Origin of the sequence: Paraburkholderia humisilvae, assembly GCF_902859855.1 — a bacterium.
GTDB lineage: Bacteria > Pseudomonadota > Gammaproteobacteria > Burkholderiales > Burkholderiaceae > Paraburkholderia > Paraburkholderia humisilvae.
This window is the reverse complement of sequence record NZ_CADIKH010000015.1, coordinates 69,362-92,493: the sequence shown is the minus strand read 5'-3', so window position 1 is coordinate 92,493 and position 23,132 is coordinate 69,362. Positions and strand designations below refer to the sequence as shown.

General features: G+C 64.7%; 23 protein-coding genes and 1 riboswitch. Of the genes, 4 read left to right on the top strand and 19 right to left on the bottom strand.

Annotated features, from left to right (window positions below):
* Positions 1-11 precede the first annotated feature (11 nt).
* From hisC to HV796_RS17500, 17 genes are all read right to left on the bottom strand, one after another.
* Entirely contained in the window at positions 12-1,082 is a 1,071-nt protein-coding gene (gene hisC / locus HV796_RS17580) for a histidinol-phosphate transaminase (protein ID WP_175227763.1), read from the bottom strand.
* 11 nt (positions 1,083-1,093) lie between these two features.
* Positions 1,094-2,416, bottom strand: coding sequence for a histidinol dehydrogenase (gene hisD, locus HV796_RS17575; RefSeq protein WP_175227762.1), 1,323 nt, complete (start codon positions 2,414-2,416; stop codon positions 1,094-1,096).
* 72 nt (positions 2,417-2,488) lie between these two features.
* Positions 2,489-3,193 (bottom strand): ATP phosphoribosyltransferase, encoded by a 705-nt coding sequence (hisG, locus tag HV796_RS17570; protein WP_175227761.1) that lies wholly within the window; start codon positions 3,191-3,193, stop codon positions 2,489-2,491.
* Entirely contained in the window at positions 3,190-4,458 is a 1,269-nt protein-coding gene (gene murA / locus HV796_RS17565; protein ID WP_175227760.1) for a UDP-N-acetylglucosamine 1-carboxyvinyltransferase, read from the bottom strand. The genes hisG and murA overlap by 4 nt, the downstream gene beginning before the upstream one ends.
* A gap of 111 nt (positions 4,459-4,569) precedes the next feature.
* On the bottom strand, positions 4,570-4,809 hold the full coding sequence (locus HV796_RS17560) for a BolA family protein (RefSeq protein WP_175227759.1): 240 nt from the start codon (positions 4,807-4,809) through the stop codon (positions 4,570-4,572).
* 13 nt (positions 4,810-4,822) lie between these two features.
* Positions 4,823-5,578: an ABC transporter permease gene (locus tag HV796_RS17555; RefSeq protein ID WP_175227758.1), complete on the bottom strand. Its 756-nt coding sequence runs from the start codon at positions 5,576-5,578 to the stop codon at positions 4,823-4,825.
* Positions 5,575-6,501 (bottom strand): ABC transporter ATP-binding protein, encoded by a 927-nt coding sequence (locus HV796_RS17550; RefSeq protein WP_175227757.1) that lies wholly within the window; start codon positions 6,499-6,501, stop codon positions 5,575-5,577. The genes HV796_RS17555 and HV796_RS17550 overlap by 4 nt, the downstream gene beginning before the upstream one ends.
* Before the next feature lie 174 nt (positions 6,502-6,675).
* Positions 6,676-7,008, bottom strand: a complete 333-nt coding sequence (locus HV796_RS17545; protein WP_175227696.1) for an STAS domain-containing protein — start codon at positions 7,006-7,008, stop codon at positions 6,676-6,678.
* The gene (locus tag HV796_RS17540) at positions 7,005-7,634 is read right to left on the bottom strand and encodes an MlaC/ttg2D family ABC transporter substrate-binding protein (protein ID WP_175227756.1); all 630 of its coding nucleotides are present in this window, start codon (positions 7,632-7,634) and stop codon (positions 7,005-7,007) included. Before HV796_RS17540 ends, HV796_RS17545 begins: the two co-directional genes overlap by 4 nt.
* A 127-nt stretch (positions 7,635-7,761) precedes the next feature.
* Positions 7,762-8,733 carry an MlaA family lipoprotein gene (locus tag HV796_RS17535; protein WP_246355908.1) on the bottom strand — a complete coding sequence of 324 codons (972 nt, stop codon included), beginning with the start codon at positions 8,731-8,733 and terminating at the stop codon, positions 7,762-7,764.
* Positions 8,734-8,744: 11 nt separating this feature from the next.
* Positions 8,745-9,281, bottom strand: a complete 537-nt coding sequence (mlaD, locus tag HV796_RS17530; protein ID WP_175227755.1) for an outer membrane lipid asymmetry maintenance protein MlaD — start codon at positions 9,279-9,281, stop codon at positions 8,745-8,747.
* 82 nt (positions 9,282-9,363) lie between these two features.
* Complete coding sequence (gene mlaE / locus HV796_RS17525; RefSeq protein ID WP_175227754.1) at positions 9,364-10,131, bottom strand: lipid asymmetry maintenance ABC transporter permease subunit MlaE; 768 nt, start codon at positions 10,129-10,131, stop codon at positions 9,364-9,366.
* On the bottom strand, positions 10,128-10,979 hold the full coding sequence (locus HV796_RS17520) for an ABC transporter ATP-binding protein (RefSeq protein ID WP_175227753.1): 852 nt from the start codon (positions 10,977-10,979) through the stop codon (positions 10,128-10,130). The genes mlaE and HV796_RS17520 overlap by 4 nt, the downstream gene beginning before the upstream one ends.
* 78 nt (positions 10,980-11,057) lie before the next feature.
* The gene (thiE, locus tag HV796_RS17515; RefSeq protein WP_175227752.1) at positions 11,058-12,170 is read right to left on the bottom strand and encodes a thiamine phosphate synthase; all 1,113 of its coding nucleotides are present in this window, start codon (positions 12,168-12,170) and stop codon (positions 11,058-11,060) included.
* Positions 12,167-12,991, bottom strand: a complete 825-nt coding sequence (locus HV796_RS17510; protein WP_175227751.1) for a thiazole synthase — start codon at positions 12,989-12,991, stop codon at positions 12,167-12,169. Before HV796_RS17510 ends, thiE begins: the two co-directional genes overlap by 4 nt.
* Before the next feature lie 103 nt (positions 12,992-13,094).
* Complete coding sequence (gene thiS / locus HV796_RS17505) at positions 13,095-13,292, bottom strand: sulfur carrier protein ThiS (protein ID WP_175227750.1); 198 nt, start codon at positions 13,290-13,292, stop codon at positions 13,095-13,097.
* 74 nt (positions 13,293-13,366) lie between these two features.
* Positions 13,367-14,542: an FAD-dependent oxidoreductase gene (locus HV796_RS17500; protein ID WP_246355907.1), complete on the bottom strand. Its 1,176-nt coding sequence runs from the start codon at positions 14,540-14,542 to the stop codon at positions 13,367-13,369.
* Positions 14,543-14,782: 240 nt separating this feature from the next.
* Positions 14,783-14,893, bottom strand: a riboswitch (TPP riboswitch).
* A 408-nt stretch (positions 14,894-15,301) separates the two neighbouring features.
* Between HV796_RS17500 and HV796_RS17495 the strand changes: the two genes are divergently transcribed.
* The 4 genes from HV796_RS17495 (at position 15,302) to HV796_RS17480 (ending at position 20,585) form a co-directional block, all read left to right on the top strand.
* Entirely contained in the window at positions 15,302-17,035 is a 1,734-nt protein-coding gene (locus tag HV796_RS17495; RefSeq protein WP_175227749.1) for an ABC transporter ATP-binding protein/permease, read from the top strand.
* A 42-nt stretch (positions 17,036-17,077) separates the two neighbouring features.
* Complete coding sequence (locus HV796_RS17490) at positions 17,078-17,851, top strand: SDR family NAD(P)-dependent oxidoreductase (protein ID WP_175227748.1); 774 nt, start codon at positions 17,078-17,080, stop codon at positions 17,849-17,851.
* 192 nt (positions 17,852-18,043) lie between these two features.
* Entirely contained in the window at positions 18,044-19,303 is a 1,260-nt protein-coding gene (locus tag HV796_RS17485; RefSeq protein WP_175227747.1) for an MFS transporter, read from the top strand.
* A 16-nt stretch (positions 19,304-19,319) separates the two neighbouring features.
* Positions 19,320-20,585: a D-amino acid dehydrogenase gene (locus HV796_RS17480; protein WP_175227746.1), complete on the top strand. Its 1,266-nt coding sequence runs from the start codon at positions 19,320-19,322 to the stop codon at positions 20,583-20,585.
* A 59-nt stretch (positions 20,586-20,644) separates the two neighbouring features.
* On the opposite strand, the gene thpR is transcribed toward HV796_RS17480, so the two are convergent.
* A complete protein-coding gene (gene thpR / locus HV796_RS17475; protein ID WP_175227745.1) occupies positions 20,645-21,235 on the bottom strand; it encodes an RNA 2',3'-cyclic phosphodiesterase in 591 nt (196 codons plus the stop codon).
* A 334-nt stretch (positions 21,236-21,569) separates the two neighbouring features.
* Positions 21,570-23,036, bottom strand: coding sequence for a glutamate synthase subunit beta (locus tag HV796_RS17470; protein WP_175227744.1), 1,467 nt, complete (start codon positions 23,034-23,036; stop codon positions 21,570-21,572).
* Positions 23,037-23,132 lie beyond the last annotated feature (96 nt).

The following is a 23,132-nucleotide window of genomic DNA, read 5'->3' as shown; positions in this document are numbered from 1 at the left end:
GCCGCGTCCACTCAATGCAACGCGAGCCTTAGCGCGGCAAGCAATTGCGTGTTCTCGTCCGGAGCACCGACCGTCAGACGTACGCAATTCGCCAGCAGTGGGTGCATTTTACTCACGTTTTTGATCAGAACCCGCGCGCCAAGCAGCGCTTCGAAGGTCGCGGACGCATCCGGCACGCGCACCAGCAGAAAGTTGCCGGCGCTCGGAAACACCTCGGCGCCGGGCAGGCCGGCAACCGCCCGCGCCAGTTTCGCCCGCTCCGCACGCAGGTGCGCAGCCTGCGCATCGAGCACATCGATGTGATCGAGCAGGAAATCGGCGGTCGCCTGGGTCAGCACGTTGATGTTGTACGGCGGACGTACCTTGTCGAATTCGGCGAGCCATGCCGGCCGGCCGGCGAGGTAGCCAAGACGAATACCGGCGAGCCCAAGCTTCGATACGGTGCGCATCACGACGACATTGTCGAATTCGCCCGCGCGCGGCATCCAGCTGTGCCCGGCGAACGGCTGATAGGCCTCGTCGATCACGACGAGGCTGCGCTTCGCGGCCGCGATGATCCGCTCGATCGCGTTTTCGTCGAACAGGTTGCCAGTCGGGTTGTTGGGGTACGCGAGATAGATGACGGCCGGGCGGTGCGCTTCGATGGCCGCGAGCATCGCGCCGGTATCGAGCGTGAAATCCGCATGCAGCGGCACCCCGACAAACTCCAGATTCGCGAACTGCGCGGATAGCTGGTACATCACGAAGCCCGGCACCGGCGCGAGCACCTTGGCGCCCGGCTGCGCGCACGCCACCGAGATCATGCTGATGATTTCATCGGAGCCGTTGCCGAGCAGCACCTCGCAGTTCGCCGGCACGTGCATCGCACGCTTGAGCTTGTCGAGCAACGCGCCCGGCCGCGGCGCGGGGTATCGGTTCAGCGCGATGCCCGCCAGATGTTCCGCGAGTTGCGCCGCAAGCGGCGGCGGCAGTGAGAACGGGTTCTCCATCGCGTCGAGCTTCACGAAGCCGGTTGCGTCCGGCACCGGATAGCTGGTCATCGCCAGCACGTCGCGGCGGATGATGTCTTGTGGGGTAGTCATCGCGTAAAGCGTCAGCCGTTCTGCTTCATCCGGTATTCCGCGCTGCGCGCATGCGCGGGCAAACCCTCGCCATACGCGAGTTCCGCCGCGATTTCACCGAGCGTGTGCGCGCCTTCGGAGCTGACTTCGATCAGGCTCGAACGCTTGAAGAAATCGTAAACCCCAAGCGGCGACGAGAACCGTGCGGTGCGCGACGTCGGCAACACGTGGTTCGGGCCCGCGCAGTAGTCGCCGAGACTCTCGCTGGTATAGCGCCCAAGGAAAATCGCGCCGGCGTTGCGAATCTGCTGCCCCCATTGGTGCGGATCGAGCGCCGAGATTTCGAGGTGCTCCGGCGCGATATCGTTCGCAATCGCGCACGCTTCGGCCATGTCGCGCACTTTGACGAGCGCGCCGCGGCCGGTCAGCGATGCCGCGATCACGTCGCGCCGCGGCATCGTGGGCAGCAAGTCCTTGATCGCCGCCTCGACGCGCGCGATAAAGTTGTCGTCGGGACACAGCAGGATGGACTGGGCAAGCTCATCGTGCTCGGCCTGCGAAAACAGATCCATCGCGACCCAGCGCGGATCGGTCGTGCCGTCGCACAGCACGAGGATTTCCGACGGCCCGGCAATCATGTCGATGCCGACCGTGCCGAACACGCGCCGCTTCGCGGACGCGACATAGGCATTGCCCGGTCCGCAGATCTTGTCGACCGCCGGCACCGTTTCGGTGCCGTATGCCAACGCGCCGATGGCCTGTGCGCCGCCGATCGTGAACACGCGATCGACGCCGCCGAGCAGCGCCGCCGCCAGCACGAGCGGGTTCTTCACACCATCCGGGGTCGGCACGACCATCACGATTTCGCGCACGCCGGCCACTCGCGCCGGAATTGCATTCATCAGCACCGACGACGGATAGGCGGCCTTGCCGCCCGGCACATAGATACCCGCGCGATCGAGCGGCGTCACTTTCTGGCCGAGCACGGTGCCGTCCGATTCCTCGTATTGCCAGCTATGACTGCCGCATTCGATCTTCTGCTTCTCGTGGTAGGCGCGCACGCGCGCGGCGGCCGCCTCAAGCGCCGCGCGACGCTTCGGCCCGAGCCCTTCGAGCGCCGCCTCGAGCTCCGCTAGCGGCAGCTCGAGCGCGGCGACGGCCTTCGCGTCGAGCCGGTCGAAGCGGTTCGTATACTCGAGCACCGCAGCGTCGCCGCGCGCTTTCACGTCGGCGAGTATCTGTGCGACCGAACGCTCGATCGCCTCGTCTTCGCTCGCCTCGAACGCGAGCACCGCATGCAGCGACTTCTGGAAGCCGTCAGCGCTGGAATCGAGTTTGCGAATCTTGATAGACATGCTGATATCCGTTTCGGTAAAACGCGCGGGGCGCCTTCGCAGCCGTTCGCGGCGCGAGGCCCCCGAGCGTCATCACACCGCGCGCCTCGACGCGCGTTCGAACGCATCGAGGAATGGCTGCAGCGCGGCGCGCTTCAACTTCAGCGCGGCCTGATTCACGACGAGGCGCGACGAGATCGGCATGATCTCCTCGACCTCGACCAGATTGTTCGCGCGCAGCGTGCCACCCGAGCTGACGAGGTCGACGATCGCGTCGGCAAGACCCACGAGCGGCGCGAGCTCCATCGAGCCGTACAGCTTGATCAGGTCGACATGCACGCCTTTCGCCGCGAAATGCTCGCGCGCGGTTTGCACATACTTCGTCGCGACCCGCAGGCGCGCACCCTGGCGCACCGCGTTCGCATAGTCGAAACCCGCCTTCACCGCGACCGACATCCGGCAGCGCGCGATATCCAGGTCGACCGGCTGATACAGCCCGCTGCCGCCGTGCTCGATCAGCACGTCCTTGCCGGCCACGCCAAAATCGGCAGCGCCGTATTCGACGTAGGTCGGCACATCGGTCGCGCGCACGATAATCACCCGCAGATCCGGATCGGTGGTCGGCAGAATCAGCTTGCGCGACGATTCCGGGTCTTCCGCGACCTGTACGCCAGCCGCCGCGAGCAGCGGCACCGTTTCCTCGAAAATACGCCCTTTTGACAACGCCAGCGTCAACGGCACGCCGCTCGCCTGTGCAGAAGACGTCTGCTGGGACGCGCCTCGCTGCGACGTGCTCATGCCTGCTTACCCGATACGCGGCGCACGTTGGCGCCAACCGCGGTGAGCTTCACTTCCATCCGGTCGTAACCGCGGTCGAGGTGATAGATACGGTCGATCAGCGTTTCGCCATCGGCGCACAGACCGGCGATCACGAGACTCGCCGATGCACGCAGGTCGGTCGCCATCACCTTCGCGCCGGACAGTCTGCCGACGCCGTTCACCAGCGCCGTATTGCCGTCAATCGTGATGTTCGCACCGAGGCGATTCAGTTCCTGGACGTGCATGAAGCGGTTTTCGAAGATCGTCTCGACGACGCGCGATGGGCCATCGGCGATCGCGTTGAGCGCCATGAACTGCGCCTGCATGTCAGTCGGGAACGCCGGATATTCGGACGTGCGGAACGACACCGCGTTGGCGCGCCGATTCATCCGCACGCGCAGCCAGTCGTGGCCTTCGTCGATCGTGACACCGGCTTCGCGCAGCTTGTCGATCACCGCTTCGAGCGTTTGCGGACGAGTGTGTCGCAGCGTCACATCGCCACCCGCCGCCGCGACCGCGCACAGGAACGTGCCCGCCTCGATGCGGTCCGGCAGCACCGTATGTTCGGCGCCGTGCAGCCTGTCGACACCCTGGATGACGAGCCGGTCCGTGCCGATTCCGTCGATCTTCGCGCCCATCGCGACGAGCAGATGCGCGAGATCGCCGACCTCCGGCTCGCGCGCCGCATTTTCCAGCACCGTCTCGCCTTCGGCGAGCACCGCCGCCATCAGCAGGTTCTCGGTGCCGGTCACGGTGATCATGTCGGTAATGATCCGCGTGCCTTTCAAACGCTTCGCACGCGCTTCGATAAAACCATGCTCGATATTGATCTCGGCGCCCATCGCCTGCAGGCCCTTGATATGCTGGTCGACCGGCCGCGCGCCGATCGCGCAGCCGCCCGGCAGCGACACCTTCGCCTCGCCGAACCGCGCGACCAGCGGACCGAGCACCAGAATGGAAGCGCGCATGGTCTTCACGAGCTCGTATGGCGCGACGAGGTTGTTCACCTTCGACGCATCGAGCATCACCTTACCCGTCCCGTCTGCCGTCTCCGCCTTCACGCCCATCTGGCGCAGCAGCTTGAGCGTCGTGCGCACGTCCTGCAGGTCGGGCACATTCGCGAGCTGCATCGGGTCCGAACTCAAAAGACTCGCGCAAAGAATCGGCAACGCGGCATTCTTTGCACCTGAAACGTGGATCTCCCCTGCCAACTGCCGGCCGCCTTCGATGACGAGTTTGTCCATGCCTGTCGGTTCCTGATCGTTGTGCGCGATGGGTTGCGCATTAGCGGAAACGTGGGTGGCGCCGCTCACGGCGCCGTGGCTGTCTTGAGTAATACGCACTAGTGTTCCAGATTACGCGCTCTGCCATTCGGCAGGCGTCAGTGTTTTCATGCTGAGGGCGTGGATTTCTTCGCGCATGCGGTCGCCGAGCGCCGCGTACACCAGCTGATGACGCTGAATTAACCGCTTGCCTTCAAAGCTCGCGGAAACGATGGTCGCGAAGAAATGCTGACCATCGCCTTCCACTTCGAGGTGCTCGCACGGCAGGCCGGCGGAGATGTAAGTCTTGATCTGTTCGGGAGTCGGTAACATGGGACGCTCCTGGTCAGTAGCGCAGCTTGTAGCCGCTTGCAAGCAGACGCATCGCAAGCACGGCCAGCACCACGAAAAATGCGGCGACGATCGCGAGGCTCACGAGCGGATTGATATCCGACTGGCCGAAAAAGCCGTAGCGAAAGCCGTCGATCATGTAGAAGAACGGGTTGAGCCGCGATACCTCGCGCCAACCGGGCGGCAGCGAGTGGGTCGAATAGAACACGCCCGACAGGAACGTGAGCGGCACGATAATAAAGTTCTGAAATGCCGCGAGCTGGTCGAACTTCTCGGCCCAGATGCCAGCGATGACACCGAGCGTGCCGAGAATCGCCGAACCCAGCACCGCGAACAGCACGATGAAAAGCGGCGCGGTAAAGCTCACCGGAATGAACCACACCGTCACGATGAACACGCCAAAGCCGACCGCGAGGCCGCGCGCCACCGACGCGAGCACATAGGCGCCGAACATTTCCCAATGCGACAACGGCGGCAGCAAGACGAACACGAGGTTGCCGGTGATCTTCGACTGGATCAGCGACGATGAGCTGTTCGCAAACGCGTTCTGCAACATGCTCATCATCACGAGGCCGGGAATCAGGAAGCTCGTATAGCCGACCCCGCTATACACCTGCACATGGTCGCGCAGCGCGTGACCGAAGATCATCAGGTACAGCAGCGCGGTGACGATCGGCGCGAGCACCGTCTGGAACGACACTTTCCAGAACCGCAGGAGCTCCTTGTAGAACAGCGTGCGAAACCCGCTCATGCAAGCCCCTCGACCATTTCCGGCGTGTTCATCACCTGCACGAACACGTCTTCGAGATCCGCCTTGCGCACCTCGATTTCGTCGAATGTACAACCCGCCGTGCGGCACTGCGCGAGAATCCGTTCGACATCGTCGTAATTCGACAGGCGCAGCAGATGCTCGCGCGTGTTGACCGCGCCGGGGTCGACTTCGAGTGCGCGCAGCTCAGCGGGCAGCACGCCCTGTGCGAAGCGCACAAAAAGCTGCAAGCCCGCGAAGCGCCGCAGCAGGTCGCTGGTGCGATCGAGCGCGACCACTTCGCCACGCCGCAGCATCGCGATGCGGTCGCACAGCGATTCGGCTTCTTCGAGGTAATGGGTGGTCAGTACGATCGTGTGGCCCTCGCGGTTCAGACGCGAGATAAATTTCCACAGCGTCTGGCGCAGTTCGACGTCCACGCCGGCGGTCGGCTCGTCGAGCACGATCACCGGCGGCCGGTGCACCAGCGCCTGCGCGACCAGCACGCGGCGCTTCATGCCGCCTGACAGCGCACGCATGTTTGCATCGGCCTTCTCGGTCAGATCGAGATTGGCCATCACTTCGTCGATCCATGCATCGTTGTGGCGCAAGCCGAAGTATCCGGACTGGATTCGCAAGGTTTCGCGCACGGTGAAAAACGGATCGAATACGAGCTCCTGCGGCACGACGCCGAGCGCGCGGCGCGCCGCGCGGAAGTCGTCGACGACATCGTGACCGCGCACCGCGATACTGCCTTCGTCGGCGCGCGCAAGGCCTGCGAGGATGCTGATGAGCGTCGTCTTGCCCGCGCCATTCGGGCCGAGCAGCCCGAAAAACTCACCTTCTTCAACCGTCAGGCTCACGCCTTTGAGCGCCTGCAGACTCTTGTAGCGCTTCTTGACGTTACGGAATTCTATGGCTGGCATGACTATGCGCCGCCGGACGGCGGCGACTGAAAAGTGCGCTTCGCGCACGAGAAAGGGGGCAACGAAAAGCGAAATTGGGGCCGGTTACCTGCCCCAAAAAACGTTTGATTATAGGTCAAAAGCTTGCGGCAAACGTCGGGATAAAGCCGGACGCGCTGCCGGCTCCACGTTGCATCAGGACGGCGAGCGCTCGGTATCGACTGAGCGTGAATGTCGCGCCGACAGCAGTGTGTCGACGCCATAGGCTTGCGCGAGACTGGCAAGCCCGGCGGGAAGATTGACGATTTCCAGGGCCGCGCCGCGTGCGCGGGCCGCGCGCTGCCACGCGAGCAGCACCGCGAGCGCGGACGAATCGAACTGCGTGAGCGGCGCACAATCGACGTTGCGCGCGCCGCCCGCGATACACTCGAGCCCGCTCGCCAGCGCGGCGCGCGCGCTGGCGTGGGTCAGCGTGGGGCCGGTCGCGAAGCTGCCCGCGACGTTGCCTGGAAGCGGTGCACGGTTCACGACTGCTTGCCCGCCGCCAGCTGCTGGTTGCGCTGCGTGAGGAACTGGATCAGGCCGTCGACGCCATGCTGCTGAATCTGCTCGGCGAACTGTTGCTGGTAGGCCTGAATCAGCCATGCGCCGAGCACGTTGATGTCATACACGCGCCAGCCTTGCGGCGTCTTGTACAGGCGATAGTCGAGCTCGATCGGCTGGCCGTTGTTCATTACCGTCGAGCGCACAACGACATCGGTATCGTCCGGATTCGCGCGGAACGGCTTGTACTGGATTTCCTGGTTCTTCACCTGCGCGAGCGCGCCGGCGTAGGTGCGGATCAGCAGCATCTTGAACTGCTCGATGACCTGCTGTTGCTGCTCGGGCGTCGCAGTGCGCCAGCTGCGCCCCATCGCGAGTTGCGTGGTGCGGCGGAAATCGATGTACGGCAGGATCTTTTCGTTGACGAGCTGGGTAATCCGGTTGATGTCGCCTTGCTGGATCGATTTGTCTGAACGGATCGTGTCGATCACCTGCTGCGTGACGGTCTTCACCATCGCGTCCGGCGAATTGGTGTCGACGGTCTGCGCGACCGCTGCGCCACCGAACGTGAACAATGCTGCGAAAAACGGGATAAAGAAGAATTTTTTCATTTCCAGTCCTGCAAAAAGAAGATCGCTAACTTCGAGCCGACAATATCACGCAAGTTCTATCCTAAACCACCGGAAACCTGCGAGAGTTGTATCCCGGTGTTACGGGCGCTCGCGGTCCCGAATCCGGTTAGCGTAACCTCAGCGACGGATAACGTCCCGGCGGCACCACCTGGTCGCCCGGCACCGTGGTCGGCGACGGAATGCCGTTCGAGTCGACCGGCGGCTGGGCCGGTGTACCGGACGCCGGAACCGCACCTTCAGCAGCCGCTGTGCCCGACGCGCCACGCGGCGCAGCCGGAGCCGACGACGCGGGACCGCCAGGCGCACCTGCCGCAGGCGCGCCCGCCGCGGCGGCGCCCTCCTGGTCGTAATTCGGCAGCGGTGCGCCTTCACCATAGTTCGGCAGCGAACTGCCCGTGCCGCCCGTCAGCAGGAACTGACGACGTTGCAGATACGCATTGCGCACGAACGAGTATTTGTCGAGCGCGGCGCCTTCCAGCACGTCGGTCGCGCTCAGCAGGTTCGCCCGCGTGTTGATCAGCTGCACGCCCCACAGGCTCCAGCTGATCGCGTCCGAATCGATATACGAAATCGGATTCGCGAAGTAGTTGCCGACATAGCTGGCCGCGTCGCGCACCGTGCTCGGCCCGAAAAGCGGCAGCACCAGATACGGACCCGACGGCACGCCATAGTGGCCGAGCGTGAGGCCCAGGTCGTTGTCATGCTTCGGCAGTTTCGCGATCGTCGCGACGTCGAACAGGCCGCCGACGCCGAACACGGTGTTGATCACGATCCGCATGATGTCGCTGACGCCATCGGCAATCTTCAACTGCAGCAGGTTGTTGGCTGCGATATAGACGTCGCCGATGTTCGAAAAGAAGTTCGTGACGCTGTCGCGCACCGGCTGCGGCGTGATCTTCACGTAGCCCTGCGCGACGGGTTTGACCGCGTACTGGTCAACCTTGTCGTTGAACGTGAACACAGTCCGGTTGAAGCCTTCCCACGGGTCTTCCTTCGTCGGCGTCTGAACGGTCGAACAGCCGACCAGGGCCGCTGCGGCAAGCGCGATCGCCGCGGCGCGCTGGGGTTTGATCTGCAATCTTCTTCTCCTTATTGAGCCGCGCCCGAAGCGGGTTGAGCCGGCGCGGCGGCCGGTGCGGGGGGCGCCGCCGGCTTGGCTGCGCCCGCATCGGCGGCCTTGCTGTACAGGAACTGTCCGATCAGGTTCTCGAGCACGATCGCCGACTGCGTCATCGTGATCGTGTCGCCGGCTTTCAGCATTTCGGTGTCGCCGCCCGGCTCGAGCCCGATGTATTGCTCGCCGAGGAGCCCCGACGTGAGGATCTTCGCCGAGCTGTCCTTCGGAAACTGGTACTGCTTGTCGATGTCGATCGTCACCAGCGCCTGATAGGTATTGCTGTCGAAACCGATCGATGCGACGCGGCCGACCGTCACGCCGGCGCTCTTGACCGGCGCACGCGGCTTGAGGCCACCAATGTTGTCGAATTTCAGCTTGACCGGATAGGTCGCCTGAAACGACAGCGAACTCATGTTGCCAGCCTTCAGCGCGAGAAACAGCAGCGCAATAAAGCCCAGCACCACGAACAGGCCGACCCAGAAGTCGAGAGCAGTCTTTTTCATCGTCATCCCAAAGTAAATCTTGACGCGCGAGCGCGCCACGCAAGGCGCGCGCGACCCGCGCCCGCCTTCCGGCGCCCCCTCGCGGGACTTAGCTGAACATCAGTGCGGTCAGCAGGAAATCGAGGCCGAGTACAGCAAGCGATGCGTAGACGACCGTCTTCGTCGTGGCACGCGACACGCCTTCGGGTGTCGCCTTCGCTTCGTAGCCCTGGAAAAGCGCGATGAACGTCACCGCAAAACCGAACACAATGCTCTTGATCACACCGTTGCCGACGTCGCGCCACACATCGACGCCACCTTGCATCTGCGACCAGAACGCGCCGGCATCGACGCCGATCAGCAACACACCTACCACGTAGCCGCCGAAAATGCCCACCGCGCTGAAGATCGCGGCCAGGATCGGCATCGCGATAATGCCGGCCCACATCCGTGGCGCGACGACAACCTTCACCGGATCGACCGCCATCATCTCCATCGCCGTCAACTGCTCGCCGGCCTTCATCAGGCCGATCTCCGCGGTCAGCGACGTGCCGGCCCGCCCGGCGAACAGCAGCGCGGTCACGACCGGCCCGAGTTCGCGCACGAGCGACAGCGCGACGAGCAGGCCCAATGCCTGTTCGGAGCCATAGCGGTTCAGCGTGTAATACCCCTGCAGGCCCAGCACGAAGCCGACGAACAGCCCGGACACCGCGATGATGACCAGCGAGTAATTACCGACAAAATGGATCTGTTTTGTGACAAGCCGCGGACGGCGCAGCAGTGGAAAAAGTTCGAACACGAGCCGCACGAACAGGCGCGCCGCGTAGCCGGCAGTGCCGAGGCCATCGAGAACGGATCGTCCGATTGCGGAGATCATGACCGGCCTCCGTGTTTTGCGTCTGCATTGGCGTCCGCATCCAGGCCGAAGTCCGCCGCGAGCGATTTGCCGCCCGGGTAGTGAAACTTGAAAGGACCGTCCGGCGCGCCGTCGATAAACTGCCGCACGACCGGGTCCGCCGACGCGCGCAGCTCGTCCGGCGTGCCCTGCGCGTGCACCCCGCCGTTCGCGAGAAAGTACACGTAGTCGGCAATCGCGAACGATTCGGGCACGTCGTGCGTAACGAGAATCGACGTTGCGTTGAGCGCCCGGTTCAGCGCGCGAATCAGGTTCGCAGTGATGCCGAGCGAAATCGGGTCGAGGCCGGCGAATGGCTCGTCGTACATCATCAGCTCCGGATCGAGCGCGATTGCGCGCGCAAGCGCCACGCGGCGCGCCATGCCGCCGGAAATCTGCGACGGCGCCAGATCGCGCGCGCTGCGCAGGCCGACTGCGTTGAGCTTCATCAGCACGAGGTCGCGGAGCAGTTCTTCGGGAAGATCAGTGTGCTCGCGTAGCGCAAACGCGACATTTTCAAACACCGACATATCGGTGAAGAGCGCACCGAACTGGAACAGCATACCCATCCGGCGGCGCAGCGCGTAGAGACCTTCGCGCGTTTGCGCGCCGATGTCCTCGCCCTGGAACAGCACCTGGCCGCGCCGTGCGCGCTCGAGGCCGCCGATCAGGCGCAGCACGGTGGTTTTGCCGCACCCCGAGCCGCCCATGACCGCCACGACCTGACCGCGCCCAAAGCGCAGGTTCAGGTTCGACAGAACGAGCCGATCGTTGTTGTAGCCGAAGTCGACGTCGCGTAGCTCGAGGAGGGTCTCGGGAGTAGAAGGCAACTCTGACAGTCCTTTACACGGAAGGCGAATTATAGGGCCATCGTGAATTCGCTGCCGTGATGCGTTCTGCCCCCTTACTTAATCTGACAATTTCTTGTCGAAGGCTTTTTGCAATGACGCGACAGCCACCGCCGGATCGGCGGCTTCCGTCACGGCCCGCACCAGCGCCGCGCAGCGCACGCCCGTCGCCAGCACATCCGGCAGCACATCGGCGCTGATGCCACCGATCGCGACCAGCGGCACCACACCGTTCAGGAGCCGCACATAGCGCGTGAGCCGCGCGAGGCCTTGCGGCGCGGTCGGCATCACCTTGGTGGTGGTCGCGAACACTGCGCCAAGCGCAATGTAGCTAGGCCGGAAATGCAGCGCGGTCAGCATTTCGTAATAGCCATGTGTCGATAGACCCAGCCGCAGGCCCGCCGCCGCGATCGCGTGCAAGTCGGCGGTGTGCACGTCCTCCTGGCCGAGATGAACGCCGTACGCGCCGGCGCCGATCGCGTGCTGCCAGTGGTCGTTGATAAACACGCGCGCACCGTGTGTGCGCCCCGCCGCGACCGACCGCTCGATTTCCCGCACGAGCTCGGCAGGCTCAGCCGTCTTGCGACGCAGCTGGATCGTCCGCACGCCGAAACCGGCCACCCGCTCGACCCATTCAGCCGTCGGCAGCACCGGATACAGGCCCAGGTCGTGCGGACACGGCGCGAAAGGCTGCGCAGGCGCGGCCGGTAAACCGGCGACGCGCGGAAAGCGCGCGAGATCGGACGGCCACGCGTCGGCGGTACGCTTTTCATCGCCGTCGCGCCACGCCAACGCCAACACCAGTGCATCATGCGGGGCAAAGCCGCAATCGAGGAACGCGGCCAGCGCGGCGATCCAGTCTTCGGCCAACTGGCCTTCGAGCCGGTAGCGCTCGCCGCCCAGATGCAACGTCGCGCCACCGTTGCCCGCTTCGATCACGCCGGCACCCTGCACAAGCCAGCGCGCGATGTTCTCGCCGTGATGCTGCTCGTCGGCGACGACGATCAGATCGCCACCGTTCGGCCGATCCGGCGGCGTCAAACAGAGGCGCCACGGAGCGAGATTCGGCGGCCAGTCGCCAAGGCGCGCGCGAATCCGCTCGACGGCCTCAGTGAGTTCGTCGGCGGGCGGCCAGAAGAGGTCGCGGCCCGTGAGCTTAAGCGTCTGCGTCATGCTGCCGCGCTCCCATCCTGATGCCAGAACGGCATGCCGACCACCGGTGTGCTCGCATGCGCGGCGTCGCGCTCGGCCATCGGCCCGGCGAGAAACGCCGCGCGGCCAGCTTCGACGCCCAGCGCGAACGCGCGCGCCATGGTCTCCGGGTGCGTCGCCTGCGACACTGCCGTGTTCAGCAGCACGCCGTCGAAGCCCCATTCCATTACCTGGCTGGCGTGCGACGGCACGCCGAGCCCGGCGTCGACGATCAGCGGCACGTCCGGCAGCCGTTCGCGCAGCACGCGCAGCCCGTACGGATTGACCACGCCCTTGCCGGTGCCGATCGGCGCACCCCAAGGCATCAGCGCTTCGCAACCGGCGTCGAGCAGACGTCGGCCGATCACGAGGTCTTCGGTGCAATACGGCAGCACCTTGAAGCCGTCCTTCACGAGCTTCGCTGCGGCTTCGATCAGGCCGACCGGGTCGGGTTGCAGCGTGTAGTCATCACCGATCAGCTCGAGCTTGATCCAGTCGGTTTCGAACACCTCGCGCGCCATCTGCGCCGTGGTGATGACTTCGGCGATCGTCTGGCAGCCGGCCGTGTTCGGCAGCAACGGGACTGCGTGGCGCTTGAGCAGATCGAAAAAGCCGGCTTGCGCGCCGGCTTCGTTCATTTGCCGGCGCAGCGCGACGGTGACCATGCCAGGCCGTGCCGCCGCGATCGAATCGGACAGCGATTGCAGCGACGGATAGCGCGACGTGCCGAGCAGCACGCGGCTCGCGAAAGTCTCGCCGTACAGCTTGAGCGCGTCGGCGGGCGTGGATTGAGTGGAAGTCATCGGTCAGTCCTTGCCTGTAGCAGTTGCCAGGGTCCTGGTGCAGTCTCTGTTGGGCTCAGTTTGGCTCAGTCGGAATGCCAGCGCGGCGTGATCACCGGGCGGCTTAGCCGCCCGCGACCGGTTGCACAATGTCGAGCCGGTCGCCTGTGCTCAGCGCGCGCGCCGCATGCTGCGCGCGCGCGACGAAATCGCCGTTCAGCGCAACCGCGAACGGCGGCTGGGCACCGAACGCGGCCAGCGCATCGGCGACCGTCGCGCCTTCGGGCAACTTCAGCGGCTTCTGGTTGACTTGAATATCCATGATGTTGTGGATCTACCTTGTTCTTGAAGCGATGTTGTCTACGTAGTCAGGTTGCCGGCGTGGCGTGAGCGCGCTCAGGCGGGCTCGCGCGCAACGCTGTCGCGCGGGTTCCGGTGATCGAGATGAAACAGTTCGTTCCAACGCGCATGGTCCCGCCAGTCGGCGAACGCATCGGCGTCGGCGATCTGGCCGTCGGCGAGCGCGAGCGCAAAGCGCACCGCTTCGTCGGCGACCTCGGGCGCAATCATGTAGCCGTGCCGATACAGGCCATTGACGCGCAACGTCTGTGCGCCGTCCCAGACGAGCGCCGGGCGATGGTCCGGCAACGTCGGCCTGCACTGCGAGTTCAACTCGAGGATGCGCGCTTCTCCAAAGCCCGGATGCACCGAAAACGCGGCACTCAATAGCTCGAGCGCGGACCGCACGCTGACCGGCGACATGTCTTCCCCTTCTACTTCAGTCGCACCGATCACGTACAGGTCGTTCTGCTTCGGCGCGACGTAAAGCGGATAGCGCGGATGCAGCAGCCGTACCGGACGCACCAGTCCGATGCCCGGCGCGTGCACGCGCGCCACCTCGCCGCGGATGCCGCGCAGCGTCGGCAGCGCCGGCTTCGCGCCAAGGCCCCGGCAATCGATCGTGACGTGTGCCGCCGGCAGCGCGCAGTCGTCGACCGGCGTGTTCCAGTGCGTCTGAACGCCGCGCTCGGCGAGACCCGCAGCTAATGCGGCGAGCACCTGCCGGTTGTCGAGCTGCCCCTCATGCGGCAGCAGCCAACCTTGCGTGAAGCGTCCGCCGAGCGCCGGCTCGGCGGCGTTGATCTGCACACCGGACAACGTGAGCAAGCCACCGTCGAGCAGTTCCGCTGGTGCGTTCGCGCGCAGCCGCCGCTCGAACAGCGGCGCCTCGCCGCGGTCGCTGTGATGCCAGACGACGAGCGTGCCGTTACGCTGAAAGAACACCGGCTCAGGCAGTTCGGCAATGATGTGCGGCCAGCTGTCGAGCGACGTCGCACCGAGCCGCGTGATCAGCAACTCCGCGCTGGCCGCTTCGGCAAGCGGCGCAAGCATCGCAGCGGCAACCCACGCGGCCGACTGCGTGCCCGCTGCGTCGCCACGTTCGTACAGCGCAACGCGGCGCCCCTTGCCGGCCAGCCGCCACGCGACTAGCCGCCCGCACAAGCCGCCACCGATCACCGCGAAATCGGTCGACGCACCGGAGCGCGACGCGGACATTGCGGGCGCGTTCATTTCGACCACCCGTTGCGCGATGCAGCAATACCCGACGCGACACGTCGCGTGCGTCGAGCACGTCGAGCGAACTGGGGACAGGCCAGACAGAAGACTGAAGTATGAGCGGTCATCGGATCCTTTCCGTACGGCAAGAAAACGCACGTACCCAAGGACGAAACACGCGGAGGCGGCAGCAGACGCGGCGGCGGGCGGAACCGGCCGGTGCACGGCTTTCGCATGAAAGCCGCCCGGCAGGAAACGAAAGACTTCGAAACTTCCCGCGCCGGTATTACCCGGATCGGGTGCGAAGGGTCTCTCTCAGCCTCGCCGCGACGTATGGTCCGCGCCAAAGCACCCCTGTTTCGTCCTGGTCATTAGAACATAAAAGACCCTTCGCGCAAACCCGAGGGTTTCACCGGCGTATGGGCCGCCACATCCAGCGCGCACGGGGCCGGACGAATTCAATATGAGCCACGCAAGCGGCTCTGACATAATGCGCGACACACAGTCGGTACGCGCACCCTGCCCCGGCCAGTCCGGCCACGGCCACGGCCGATCGCAGATGGGTGGGTAGCACGCCCAGCGGGCGCCCGGCTGTGGCACGGATTAAGTTCCGGTTAAGCGTTGGCCGCGACAATCGCGCCTCGGACGAATTCGCCGGCGAACGCGTCGTCGTGTCGCCGCGTGCGTCGCGTCGAATTGCTTTACAGAACGCGCGCTTCAAAAGACGCGCTTCAAGGGACGCCGCTTCAAAGGACGCCGCTTCAAAGGACGCATATGACCGAAAACCCGAACAGCTCCGCGGATATCACCGCGTGGGGCCTCATCAAGCCCTACTGGGTGTCCGAGGACAAATGGCGCGCATGGGGCCTGCTCACCATCGTCATCGCGATGAACATGACGATGGTGGCCGCCAACGTGTGGTTCAACCGCTGGCAAGGCATCTTCTTCGATGCCATCCAGCAGTACAACTACCCTGTTTTCAAACATTCGCTGCTGCAGTTCACGGTCATCGCGCTCGCGTTGATCCTGCTTGGCTCCTATCGCACGTACTTCCGCCAGATGCTCGAATTCCGCTGGCGGCAGTGGCTCACGACGAAGTACCTCAATGCCTGGCTCGGCGACGACGCGTACTACCGGATCGAGCGCGACCGCCTCGCGGACAACCCCGACCAGCGGGTTTCCGCCGACCTGCAGGGCCTCGCGAGCAACACGCTGAACCTGTCGCTTGGCCTGCTGTCGACCACCGTCACGCTGTTCTCGTTCATCGTGATCCTGTGGAATCTGTCGGGCGCGCTCGCGTTCCCCGTATTCGGCACCCAGATATCGATTCCCGGCTACATGGTGTGGGTCGCACTCATTTACGCGGCAATCGGCTCGTGGATTACGCACAAGGTCAACCATCCCCTCGTGTCGATCAACTATCAGCAGCAGCGCGTCGAAGCGGATTTCCGTTTCTCGCTGATCCGCATCCGCGAGAACGCCGATCAGATCGCGCTATACCAGGGTGAGGCGGCCGAGGAAAAATCGCTGCAAGGCGTGTTCGGCCACATCCGCGACAACTGGCGGCTCGTGATGCGCTTCACGCGGCGCCTGTCGATCGTCGTGATCAGCTACTCGCAGCTTGCGATTGTGTTTCCGTATATCGCGGCCGCGCCGAAGTACTTCTCGAAGGCCATTTCGTTCGGCGTCTATCAGCAGTTGACGAGCGCGTTCGGCACGGTCAGCGACTCGTTCTCGTGGTTCATCAACAATTACGATTCACTTGCCGAGTGGCGCGCCACGGTCAATCGTCTGCGGGAATTCAATCGCGTGATGCGCGAGCAGCATCTGCACGAGTCGGTGGTGGGCGGCACCGCGCACGGCGGCATCAATATCCACATGACGGACACGCAGGTGCTCGACGTGCAGGACCTCGTGCTCAAACGCCCGGACGGCCAGCCGATCGCCGCGATCGGCTCGTTCAGGATCGCGCGCAAGGCGCGCTGGATGGTGCGCGGACCATCGGGCGCCGGCAAGAGCACACTGCTGCGTGCGCTCGCGGGCCTGTGGCCGTTCGGCGAAGGGACCATCGAAGCACCGGTCGGCGCCAAGCTGATGTTCGTCCCGCAGCGCAGTTATCTGCCGATCGGCACGCTGAAGGCGGCGCTCTGCTACCCGTCGCTCGGAGACGCCTTCAGCGACGACGCGTGCCGCGAAGCGCTCACGGTATGCCGGCTGCCTGAGCTTGCCGATCGTCTTGCCGAATCCGCGCATTGGGAACACACCTTGTCGCCAGGCGAGCAGCAACGCGTGGCCGCCGCGCGCGCACTGCTGCAAAAGCCCGACTTCCTGTTCCTCGACGAAGCGACGAGCGCACTCGACCCGGACAACGAAGCGGCAATCTACACCGCGCTCAATGAGCGGCTCGTGGATTCGGCGATCATCAGCGTCGCGCATCGCAAAACGCTCGAAGCGTTCCACGACCAGACGCTGTATGTCGAGCGCGCGGTCGAACGCGAGGCCGCGTAAGCGGCGCGCCGTTGCGTCCATCGCGTCCGTTGCGAGCGCGTGATGAGCACTGCGTCGTTTGATCGCGTCGTCGTGATTACCGGCGCCGGTTCGGGCATCGGCGCGGCACTCGCGCGGCGCATCGCCGCGCCACGCACCGCGCTGATGTTGCATGTACGAGGCGCCGATTGGGCGTCGCGCACGCGGCTCGATGCGGTCGCCGCGGACTGCGCGGCCAAAGGCGCGACCGTGGCGACACTGCACGCCGATCTCGCCGAACGCGGCGCGCCCGAGCACATCGTTCATCAAACCCTCTCACGCTTCGGCGCCCTCGATCAACTCGTCGCAAACGCGGGCTTCGCGCAACGGCAAAGCCTTGCGGCGCTCGACGCCGAGACGCTCGCGACATCGTTCAACGTGATGCCCGGCGCGTTCGCCGCGCTGGTGAAGCGCGCGACGCCGGCGCTCGAAACCTCGCCGCGCGGCCGGGTCGTCGCGGTGAGTTCGTTTGTCGCGCACCGCTATCGCGCCGATGCGCCATTCGCCGCCACGGCTGCTGCGAAAGCGGCGTTGGAATCGCTCGTGAAGACCGCAGCGGCCGAACTCGCGGCCCACGCGGTGACGGTCAATTGCGTCGCGCCCGGTTATACGCGCAAGGAGCATGGCCCGAGCACGGAAAACGCATCCGCGTGGACGCATGCCGCCGAAGCGGCGCCGCTCAACCGCATCGCGGAACCCGCCGAGGTTGCGGCATTGATCGCGTTTCTGCTCGCCGACGACGCACGGCATATCACCGGTCAGGTGATTCACATCGACGGCGGCCTGTCGCTCGGCTAGTCCACCCGTCTGACGCGTTGCACAGATGCAAATACCTATGCTCACAACGCTCGTGAACCATCTCGTTGCATACGCAACCTTCCCCGTAACGCATTTTTGCAACGCCCCGCGCGCGGCTCGAAGCGGACCGTACAATACAGCCCGTTTGCGCATCGCCCCACAATTCGCTTCCAACCAGATCACGGAGACGGGATGGCGTCATTTCAATGGTTCACGGAACTGACGACGCGCGAGCGCCGCGCGCTCTACGCCGGATTCGGCGGCTATGCAGTCGATGCGTTCGACTTCATGATCTACTCGTTCCTGATCCCGACGCTGATCGCACGCTGGGGCATGACAAAAAGCGAAGCAGGCCTGATCGCGACCAGCTCGCTGATTTCATCGGCGCTCGGAGGCTGGCTTGCAGGCATTCTGGCGGACCGCTATGGCCGTGTGCGCGTGCTGCAATGGACCATTGCGACATTCGCACTGTTCACCTGCCTGTCCGGCTTCACCCACTCGTTCGGGCAACTGCTCGCGACCCGCACGCTGCAAGGCATCGGTTTCGGCGGCGAGTGGTCGGTGGTCACGATCATGATGGCCGAAACGATCCGCTCGCCGCAGCATCGCGCCAAGGCGGTCGGCACGGTGCAGAGCAGCTGGTCGTTCGGCTGGGCAGCGGCCGCCATTCTATATTGGGCTTTCTTCGCGCTACTTCCTGAAGAATATGCATGGCGTGCGTGCTTCTGGATCGGCATCGTGCCCGCACTGTGGATTCTCTATATCCGCCGCAACGTGAGCGACCCGGAGATTTACGTCGCTACACGACGTGCGCGCGATGCCGGTCACGAACGCGCGCACTTCCTGCAGATCTTCACGGGCGCGTATCTGAAAACCACCGTGCTCGGCAGCCTGCTGTGCACCGGCATGCTCGGCGGCTACTACGCGATCACGACGTGGCTGCCCACCTATCTGAAGACCGTGCGTCATCTGTCGGTGTTTAATACGAGCGGCTATCTGGTGGTGCTGATCGTCGGCTCGTTCGCCGGCTACATCGTCGGTGCGATTCTGTGCGACCGGATCGGTCGCCGCGCGTCGTTCATCCTGTTCGCGATCGGCTCGTTTTTGCTCGGCATGGCTTACACGATGCTGCCGATCACCGATCGCGCGATGCTGCTGCTCGGCTTTCCGCTCGGCATCGTCGTACAGGGCATTTTTGCGGGCATCGGCGCATACCTGTCCGAGCTGTATCCGAATGCGATACGCGGCTCCGGCCAAGGGTTCTGCTACAACCTCGGACGTGGCGCTGGCTCGTTCTTCCCGATCCTGGTCGGTACGCTGTCGCAATCGATGACGCTGGTGAAAGCGATCGGGCTCGTCGCGGGCTCCGGCTATCTGCTGGTGATCGTCGCGGCGCTGTGCCTGCCGGAAACCAAGGGCAAGTCGCTCGCGCATGCACCGTCGGCCATCTGATGGTACTTTCGCGTGCATGAAGACGATCGTTCTCGGCGCCGGCGTGATCGGCGTGGCCACAGCTTTCTATTTGCGTGAGCGCGGATGCGACGTCACCGTCATCGAACGCGAAACGGACGTCGCGCTCGAAACGAGCTTCGCCAACGCGGGCGTGATCGCGCCGGGCTATGTGACGCCTTGGGCCGCGCCCGGCATGCCCGCGAAAATTCTCAAATACCTGTTCAGACCAACGTCGCCGCTGATCTTCCGCCCGACGCTCGATACCGCGCAATGGCGCTGGATCGGCCGCTGGCTGCGCGAATGCGAGCTCGAGCGGTTCCGGGTGAACAAACAGCGGATGCAGCGTATCGCTTACTACAGTCGCGCCTGTCTGCATGAATTCCGCACGGCCCATCCGTTCGAGTACCGGCGCAGCCACGGTTATCTGCAGCTCTTTCGCAGCGCATACGACGTCGAGCTCGCGCAGCCCGCGCTCGCGATGCTGCGCGACGCCGGCATTCCGCACCGCGAATTGAGCGGCGGGGAATGCGCCGCGGTCGAGCCGGGATTGCGCTGGGCGCGCAAGGCGCCATTCGCGGGCCTCTACCTGCCCGACGACGAATGCGGCGACTGCGCGGCGTTTACGCGTGAGCTGCGCGCGCTCTGCGAGCGGCGCGGCGTGCAGTTCCGCTTCGATACGCGAGTGACCGCACTTGACGTGCGAGGCGGCACGGCGCGCGGCGTGCACGTCGATAGCGCACAAGGTAGCGAGACGCTCGCGGCCAACGCGGTCGTGGTAGCCGCGGGCGTCGACAGCGCCGGGTTGCTCGAGCCGGTAGGCGTACGCGTACCGCTTTATCCGGTGAAAGGCTATTCGGCGACGCTGCAGGTGATCAACGACCAGAAAGCGCCGCGTGCCGCACTCATGGACGAAGCGCTGAAAACGGCGATCACGCGTCTTGGGCCTAATCTGCGAGTCGCCGGCACTGCGGAACTCGGCGATCGGCAAGCGACACTGCGTGAACAGTCGCTGCGTACGCTGCTGAAAGTGCTCGACGACTGGTTTCCTCACGCAAGCGTGCCATCGTCCGCGCACTTCTGGGTCGGACGCCGGCCGATGATGCCGGACGGCACGCCGCTGCTCGGCCCGTCCGGCATCGGCCACCTGTGGCTCAACATCGGGCACGGCTCGACCGGTTGGGCGATGTCGCTCGGGTCGGGACGCGTGGTTGCCGATCTGGTCACGCAAAAACAGCCCGAGATCGACCTCGACGGACTGACGATTGCGCGCTATCACGCGTAAGCGAAGCGCGCGCGTGGAGCGTTGGCGGGGTCGTCGATCGCCCGTCGCGAGACACTCAGTCAGGTTGCGATGACCGGTACGCTTGTCAGTGCGCGATAACGCGCGCCGGTGCGCGCGAGCGTGCTCGAATACAGCGTCAACGAGTCAAAACGCGCGAGCAGCTTGTCCGGCGCATCCGGTGCGCGCCCCACCGCCGGCGCATCGCGGCGAAAGCGCCCAAGTGTCACGTGTGGCCGGAACGCACGCGCGTCGACCGGCAAGCCCAGCTTGATCATCAATGACCGGACGCGCCAGTCGAGCGCAACGAATTCGTCGGACATCGCGAGCATCGCGACCGTCAGCCGCGGATGCGACGCGCGCGGCCAGTGCTCAATGCGCGTGACAGGCACTGGCGTCAACGGAATCGCCTGCGGAGCCAGCGCGTCGATTAGCGCGCTACCGAGTTCGTGCGTCAATGCGCCGATAAATGTGACCGTCAGATGCAATTGCTCGTTTGGCACGCGGCGCGCGGCAGCCGGAACCGCCACGGCGGCGAGCGCATCGCGCGTGGCGGCATCAGGCACGAGCGCGATGAAACAGCGCTGCCAGCCTTGCACCGCCTGGTGCCCGGCGTCGTGGCCGGTTACGGTAGAGGAGTCATGCGGCTGCATCGCTTGGGTGGGCGCCTGCGCGGCAAAGTCATCGTCGCATTATCGCCGCGACCGCGCGAATCGGGCGATCATGCGTCTTTCTCTTCATGCGGCCGGTTCGACGCACCGGCACCGCAGCCGATGTTGCCGATGCTAAAAACGAAAGGCCGGGTCACCCTCGCGGGTGCCCGGCCTCCGGACGTGGCTATCAGGCTGAAAGCCAGCTGCGAGCTAGGCCGCAAGCGGGCCGCCAGCCCTGTGCCACACCTATCGTCTCCACCTCTTCCTGCAAAAAGCCTTGCTTCGCTGCCGGGGCCTCGCCGGCCCCGAGTGCGGCAGGGAACGTTGATGCGGGTTAGCGCGGCAACTCCGAGCAGCCCATCAGATACGCGTCAACTGAGCGGGCGCACTGTCGTCCTTCGCGAATCGCCCACACGACCAGCGATTGCCCGCGGCGCATGTCGCCAGCGGTAAACACCTTGTCGACCGACGTGTAATACGCCTTGTCGCCTTCGGTCGACGCACGCACGTTGCCGCGCGCATCCTTGTCGACGCCGAACGCTTCGAGCACCGGCGACACGGGCTGCGTAAAGCCCATCGCGAGCAACACGAGATCGGCCTTCATGTCGAATTCGGAGCCCGGCACTTCCTGCATTTTGCCGTCCTTCCATTCAACGCGCACGGCGACGAGCTTCTCGACCTTGCCGTTCTTGCCTTCGAAGCGCTTCGTCGCGACCGCCCAATCGCGCTCGCAGCCTTCCTCGTGCGACGACGACGTGCGCAGCTTGACCGGCCAGTACGGCCAAACAAGCGGCTTGTTCTCTTCTTCGGGCGGCTGCGGCAGCAGTTCAAACTGGGTGACGTGCTTCGCGCCGTGGCGGTTCGACGTGCCGACGCAGTCCGAGCCGGTGTCCCCGCCGCCGATCACGATCACGTGCTTGCCTTTCGCGAGGATCTGATCCGCGACCTTGTCGCCCGCGTTGACCTTGTTCTGCTGCGGCAGAAACTCCATCGCATAGTGAATGCCCGCGAGTTCGCGCCCCGGCACCGGCAGGTCGCGCGGTGTTTCCGAGCCGCCGGCGATCACGACGGCATCGAACTGTTCCCCCAGCTCGTCGGGCGTCATGGTTTCCTTCGCCGTATTGCCGATATGCGCGGGGATCGCGTCCTTGCCGACAAACACATTCGTGCGGAAAGTCACGCCCTCGGCTTCCATCTGGCGCATGCGGCGGTCGATCAGCCACTTCTCGAGCTTGAAGTCAGGGATGCCGTAGCGCAGGAGGCCGCCGATACGGTCGTTCTTTTCGAAAACCGTCACGTCATGGCCGGCACGCGCGAGTTGCTGTGCCACAGCGAGTCCCGCCGGGCCCGAGCCCACCACCGCGACCTTCTTGCCGGTCTTATGCTTCGGCGGCAGCGGCGCAACCCAGCCTTCGGCCCACGCCTTGTCGATAATCGCGTGCTCGATCGACTTGATGCCGACGGGGTCGTCGTTGATGCCGAGCGTGCACGCCGCTTCGCACGGCGCCGGGCAGATGCGGCCCGTGAACTCGGGGAAATTGTTGGTCGAGTGCAGCACGTCGATCGCGCTCTTCCAGTCCTGGCGAAACACCAGGTCGTTGAAGTCCGGGATGATGTTGTTGACCGGGCAGCCGTTGTTGCAGAACGGAATGCCGCAGTCCATGCAGCGCGCGCCTTGAATCTTCGCGTCTTCGTCGCTGAGCGCAGCGACGAATTCCTTATAGTGCTTCACACGCGTGAGCGGAGCCTCGTACGCCTCATGGCGGCGTTCGAACTCGAGAAAACCGGTTGCCTTGCCCATGTGGTTCTCTTGTCTATCCAGATCGGTGGGGATCGGCACCCGTCGCCGCCCATTCATGGTGCAGACGGCGGGTGCGCAGATTAATGTTCGTTGCTA

What these genes read in the sequence shown, in the direction of transcription:
- hisC (WP_175227763.1), bottom strand. Translation starts at nt 1,082, where the DNA reads ATGACTACCCCACAAGACATCATCCGCCGCGACGTGCTGGCGATGACC.
- hisD (WP_175227762.1), bottom strand. Translation starts at nt 2,416, where the DNA reads ATGTCTATCAAGATTCGCAAACTCGATTCCAGCGCTGACGGCTTCCAG.
- hisG (WP_175227761.1), bottom strand. Translation starts at nt 3,193, where the DNA reads ATGAGCACGTCGCAGCGAGGCGCGTCCCAGCAGACGTCTTCTGCACAG.
- murA (WP_175227760.1), bottom strand. Translation starts at nt 4,458, where the DNA reads ATGGACAAACTCGTCATCGAAGGCGGCCGGCAGTTGGCAGGGGAGATC.
- HV796_RS17560 (WP_175227759.1), bottom strand. Translation starts at nt 4,809, where the DNA reads ATGTTACCGACTCCCGAACAGATCAAGACTTACATCTCCGCCGGCCTG.
- HV796_RS17555 (WP_175227758.1), bottom strand. Translation starts at nt 5,578, where the DNA reads ATGAGCGGGTTTCGCACGCTGTTCTACAAGGAGCTCCTGCGGTTCTGG.
- HV796_RS17550 (WP_175227757.1), bottom strand. Translation starts at nt 6,501, where the DNA reads ATGCCAGCCATAGAATTCCGTAACGTCAAGAAGCGCTACAAGAGTCTG.
- HV796_RS17540 (WP_175227756.1), bottom strand. Translation starts at nt 7,634, where the DNA reads ATGAAAAAATTCTTCTTTATCCCGTTTTTCGCAGCATTGTTCACGTTC.
- mlaD (WP_175227755.1), bottom strand. Translation starts at nt 9,281, where the DNA reads ATGACGATGAAAAAGACTGCTCTCGACTTCTGGGTCGGCCTGTTCGTG.
- mlaE (WP_175227754.1), bottom strand. Translation starts at nt 10,131, where the DNA reads ATGATCTCCGCAATCGGACGATCCGTTCTCGATGGCCTCGGCACTGCC.
- thiE (WP_175227752.1), bottom strand. Translation starts at nt 12,170, where the DNA reads ATGACGCAGACGCTTAAGCTCACGGGCCGCGACCTCTTCTGGCCGCCC.
- HV796_RS17510 (WP_175227751.1), bottom strand. Translation starts at nt 12,991, where the DNA reads ATGACTTCCACTCAATCCACGCCCGCCGACGCGCTCAAGCTGTACGGC.
- thiS (WP_175227750.1), bottom strand. Translation starts at nt 13,292, where the DNA reads ATGGATATTCAAGTCAACCAGAAGCCGCTGAAGTTGCCCGAAGGCGCG.
- HV796_RS17500 (WP_246355907.1), bottom strand. Translation starts at nt 14,542, where the DNA reads ATGAACGCGCCCGCAATGTCCGCGTCGCGCTCCGGTGCGTCGACCGAT.
- HV796_RS17495 (WP_175227749.1), top strand. Translation starts at nt 15,302, where the DNA reads ATGACCGAAAACCCGAACAGCTCCGCGGATATCACCGCGTGGGGCCTC.
- HV796_RS17490 (WP_175227748.1), top strand. Translation starts at nt 17,078, where the DNA reads ATGAGCACTGCGTCGTTTGATCGCGTCGTCGTGATTACCGGCGCCGGT.
- HV796_RS17485 (WP_175227747.1), top strand. Translation starts at nt 18,044, where the DNA reads ATGGCGTCATTTCAATGGTTCACGGAACTGACGACGCGCGAGCGCCGC.
- HV796_RS17480 (WP_175227746.1), top strand. Translation starts at nt 19,320, where the DNA reads ATGAAGACGATCGTTCTCGGCGCCGGCGTGATCGGCGTGGCCACAGCT.
- thpR (WP_175227745.1), bottom strand. Translation starts at nt 21,235, where the DNA reads ATGCAGCCGCATGACTCCTCTACCGTAACCGGCCACGACGCCGGGCAC.
- HV796_RS17470 (WP_175227744.1), bottom strand. Translation starts at nt 23,036, where the DNA reads ATGGGCAAGGCAACCGGTTTTCTCGAGTTCGAACGCCGCCATGAGGCG.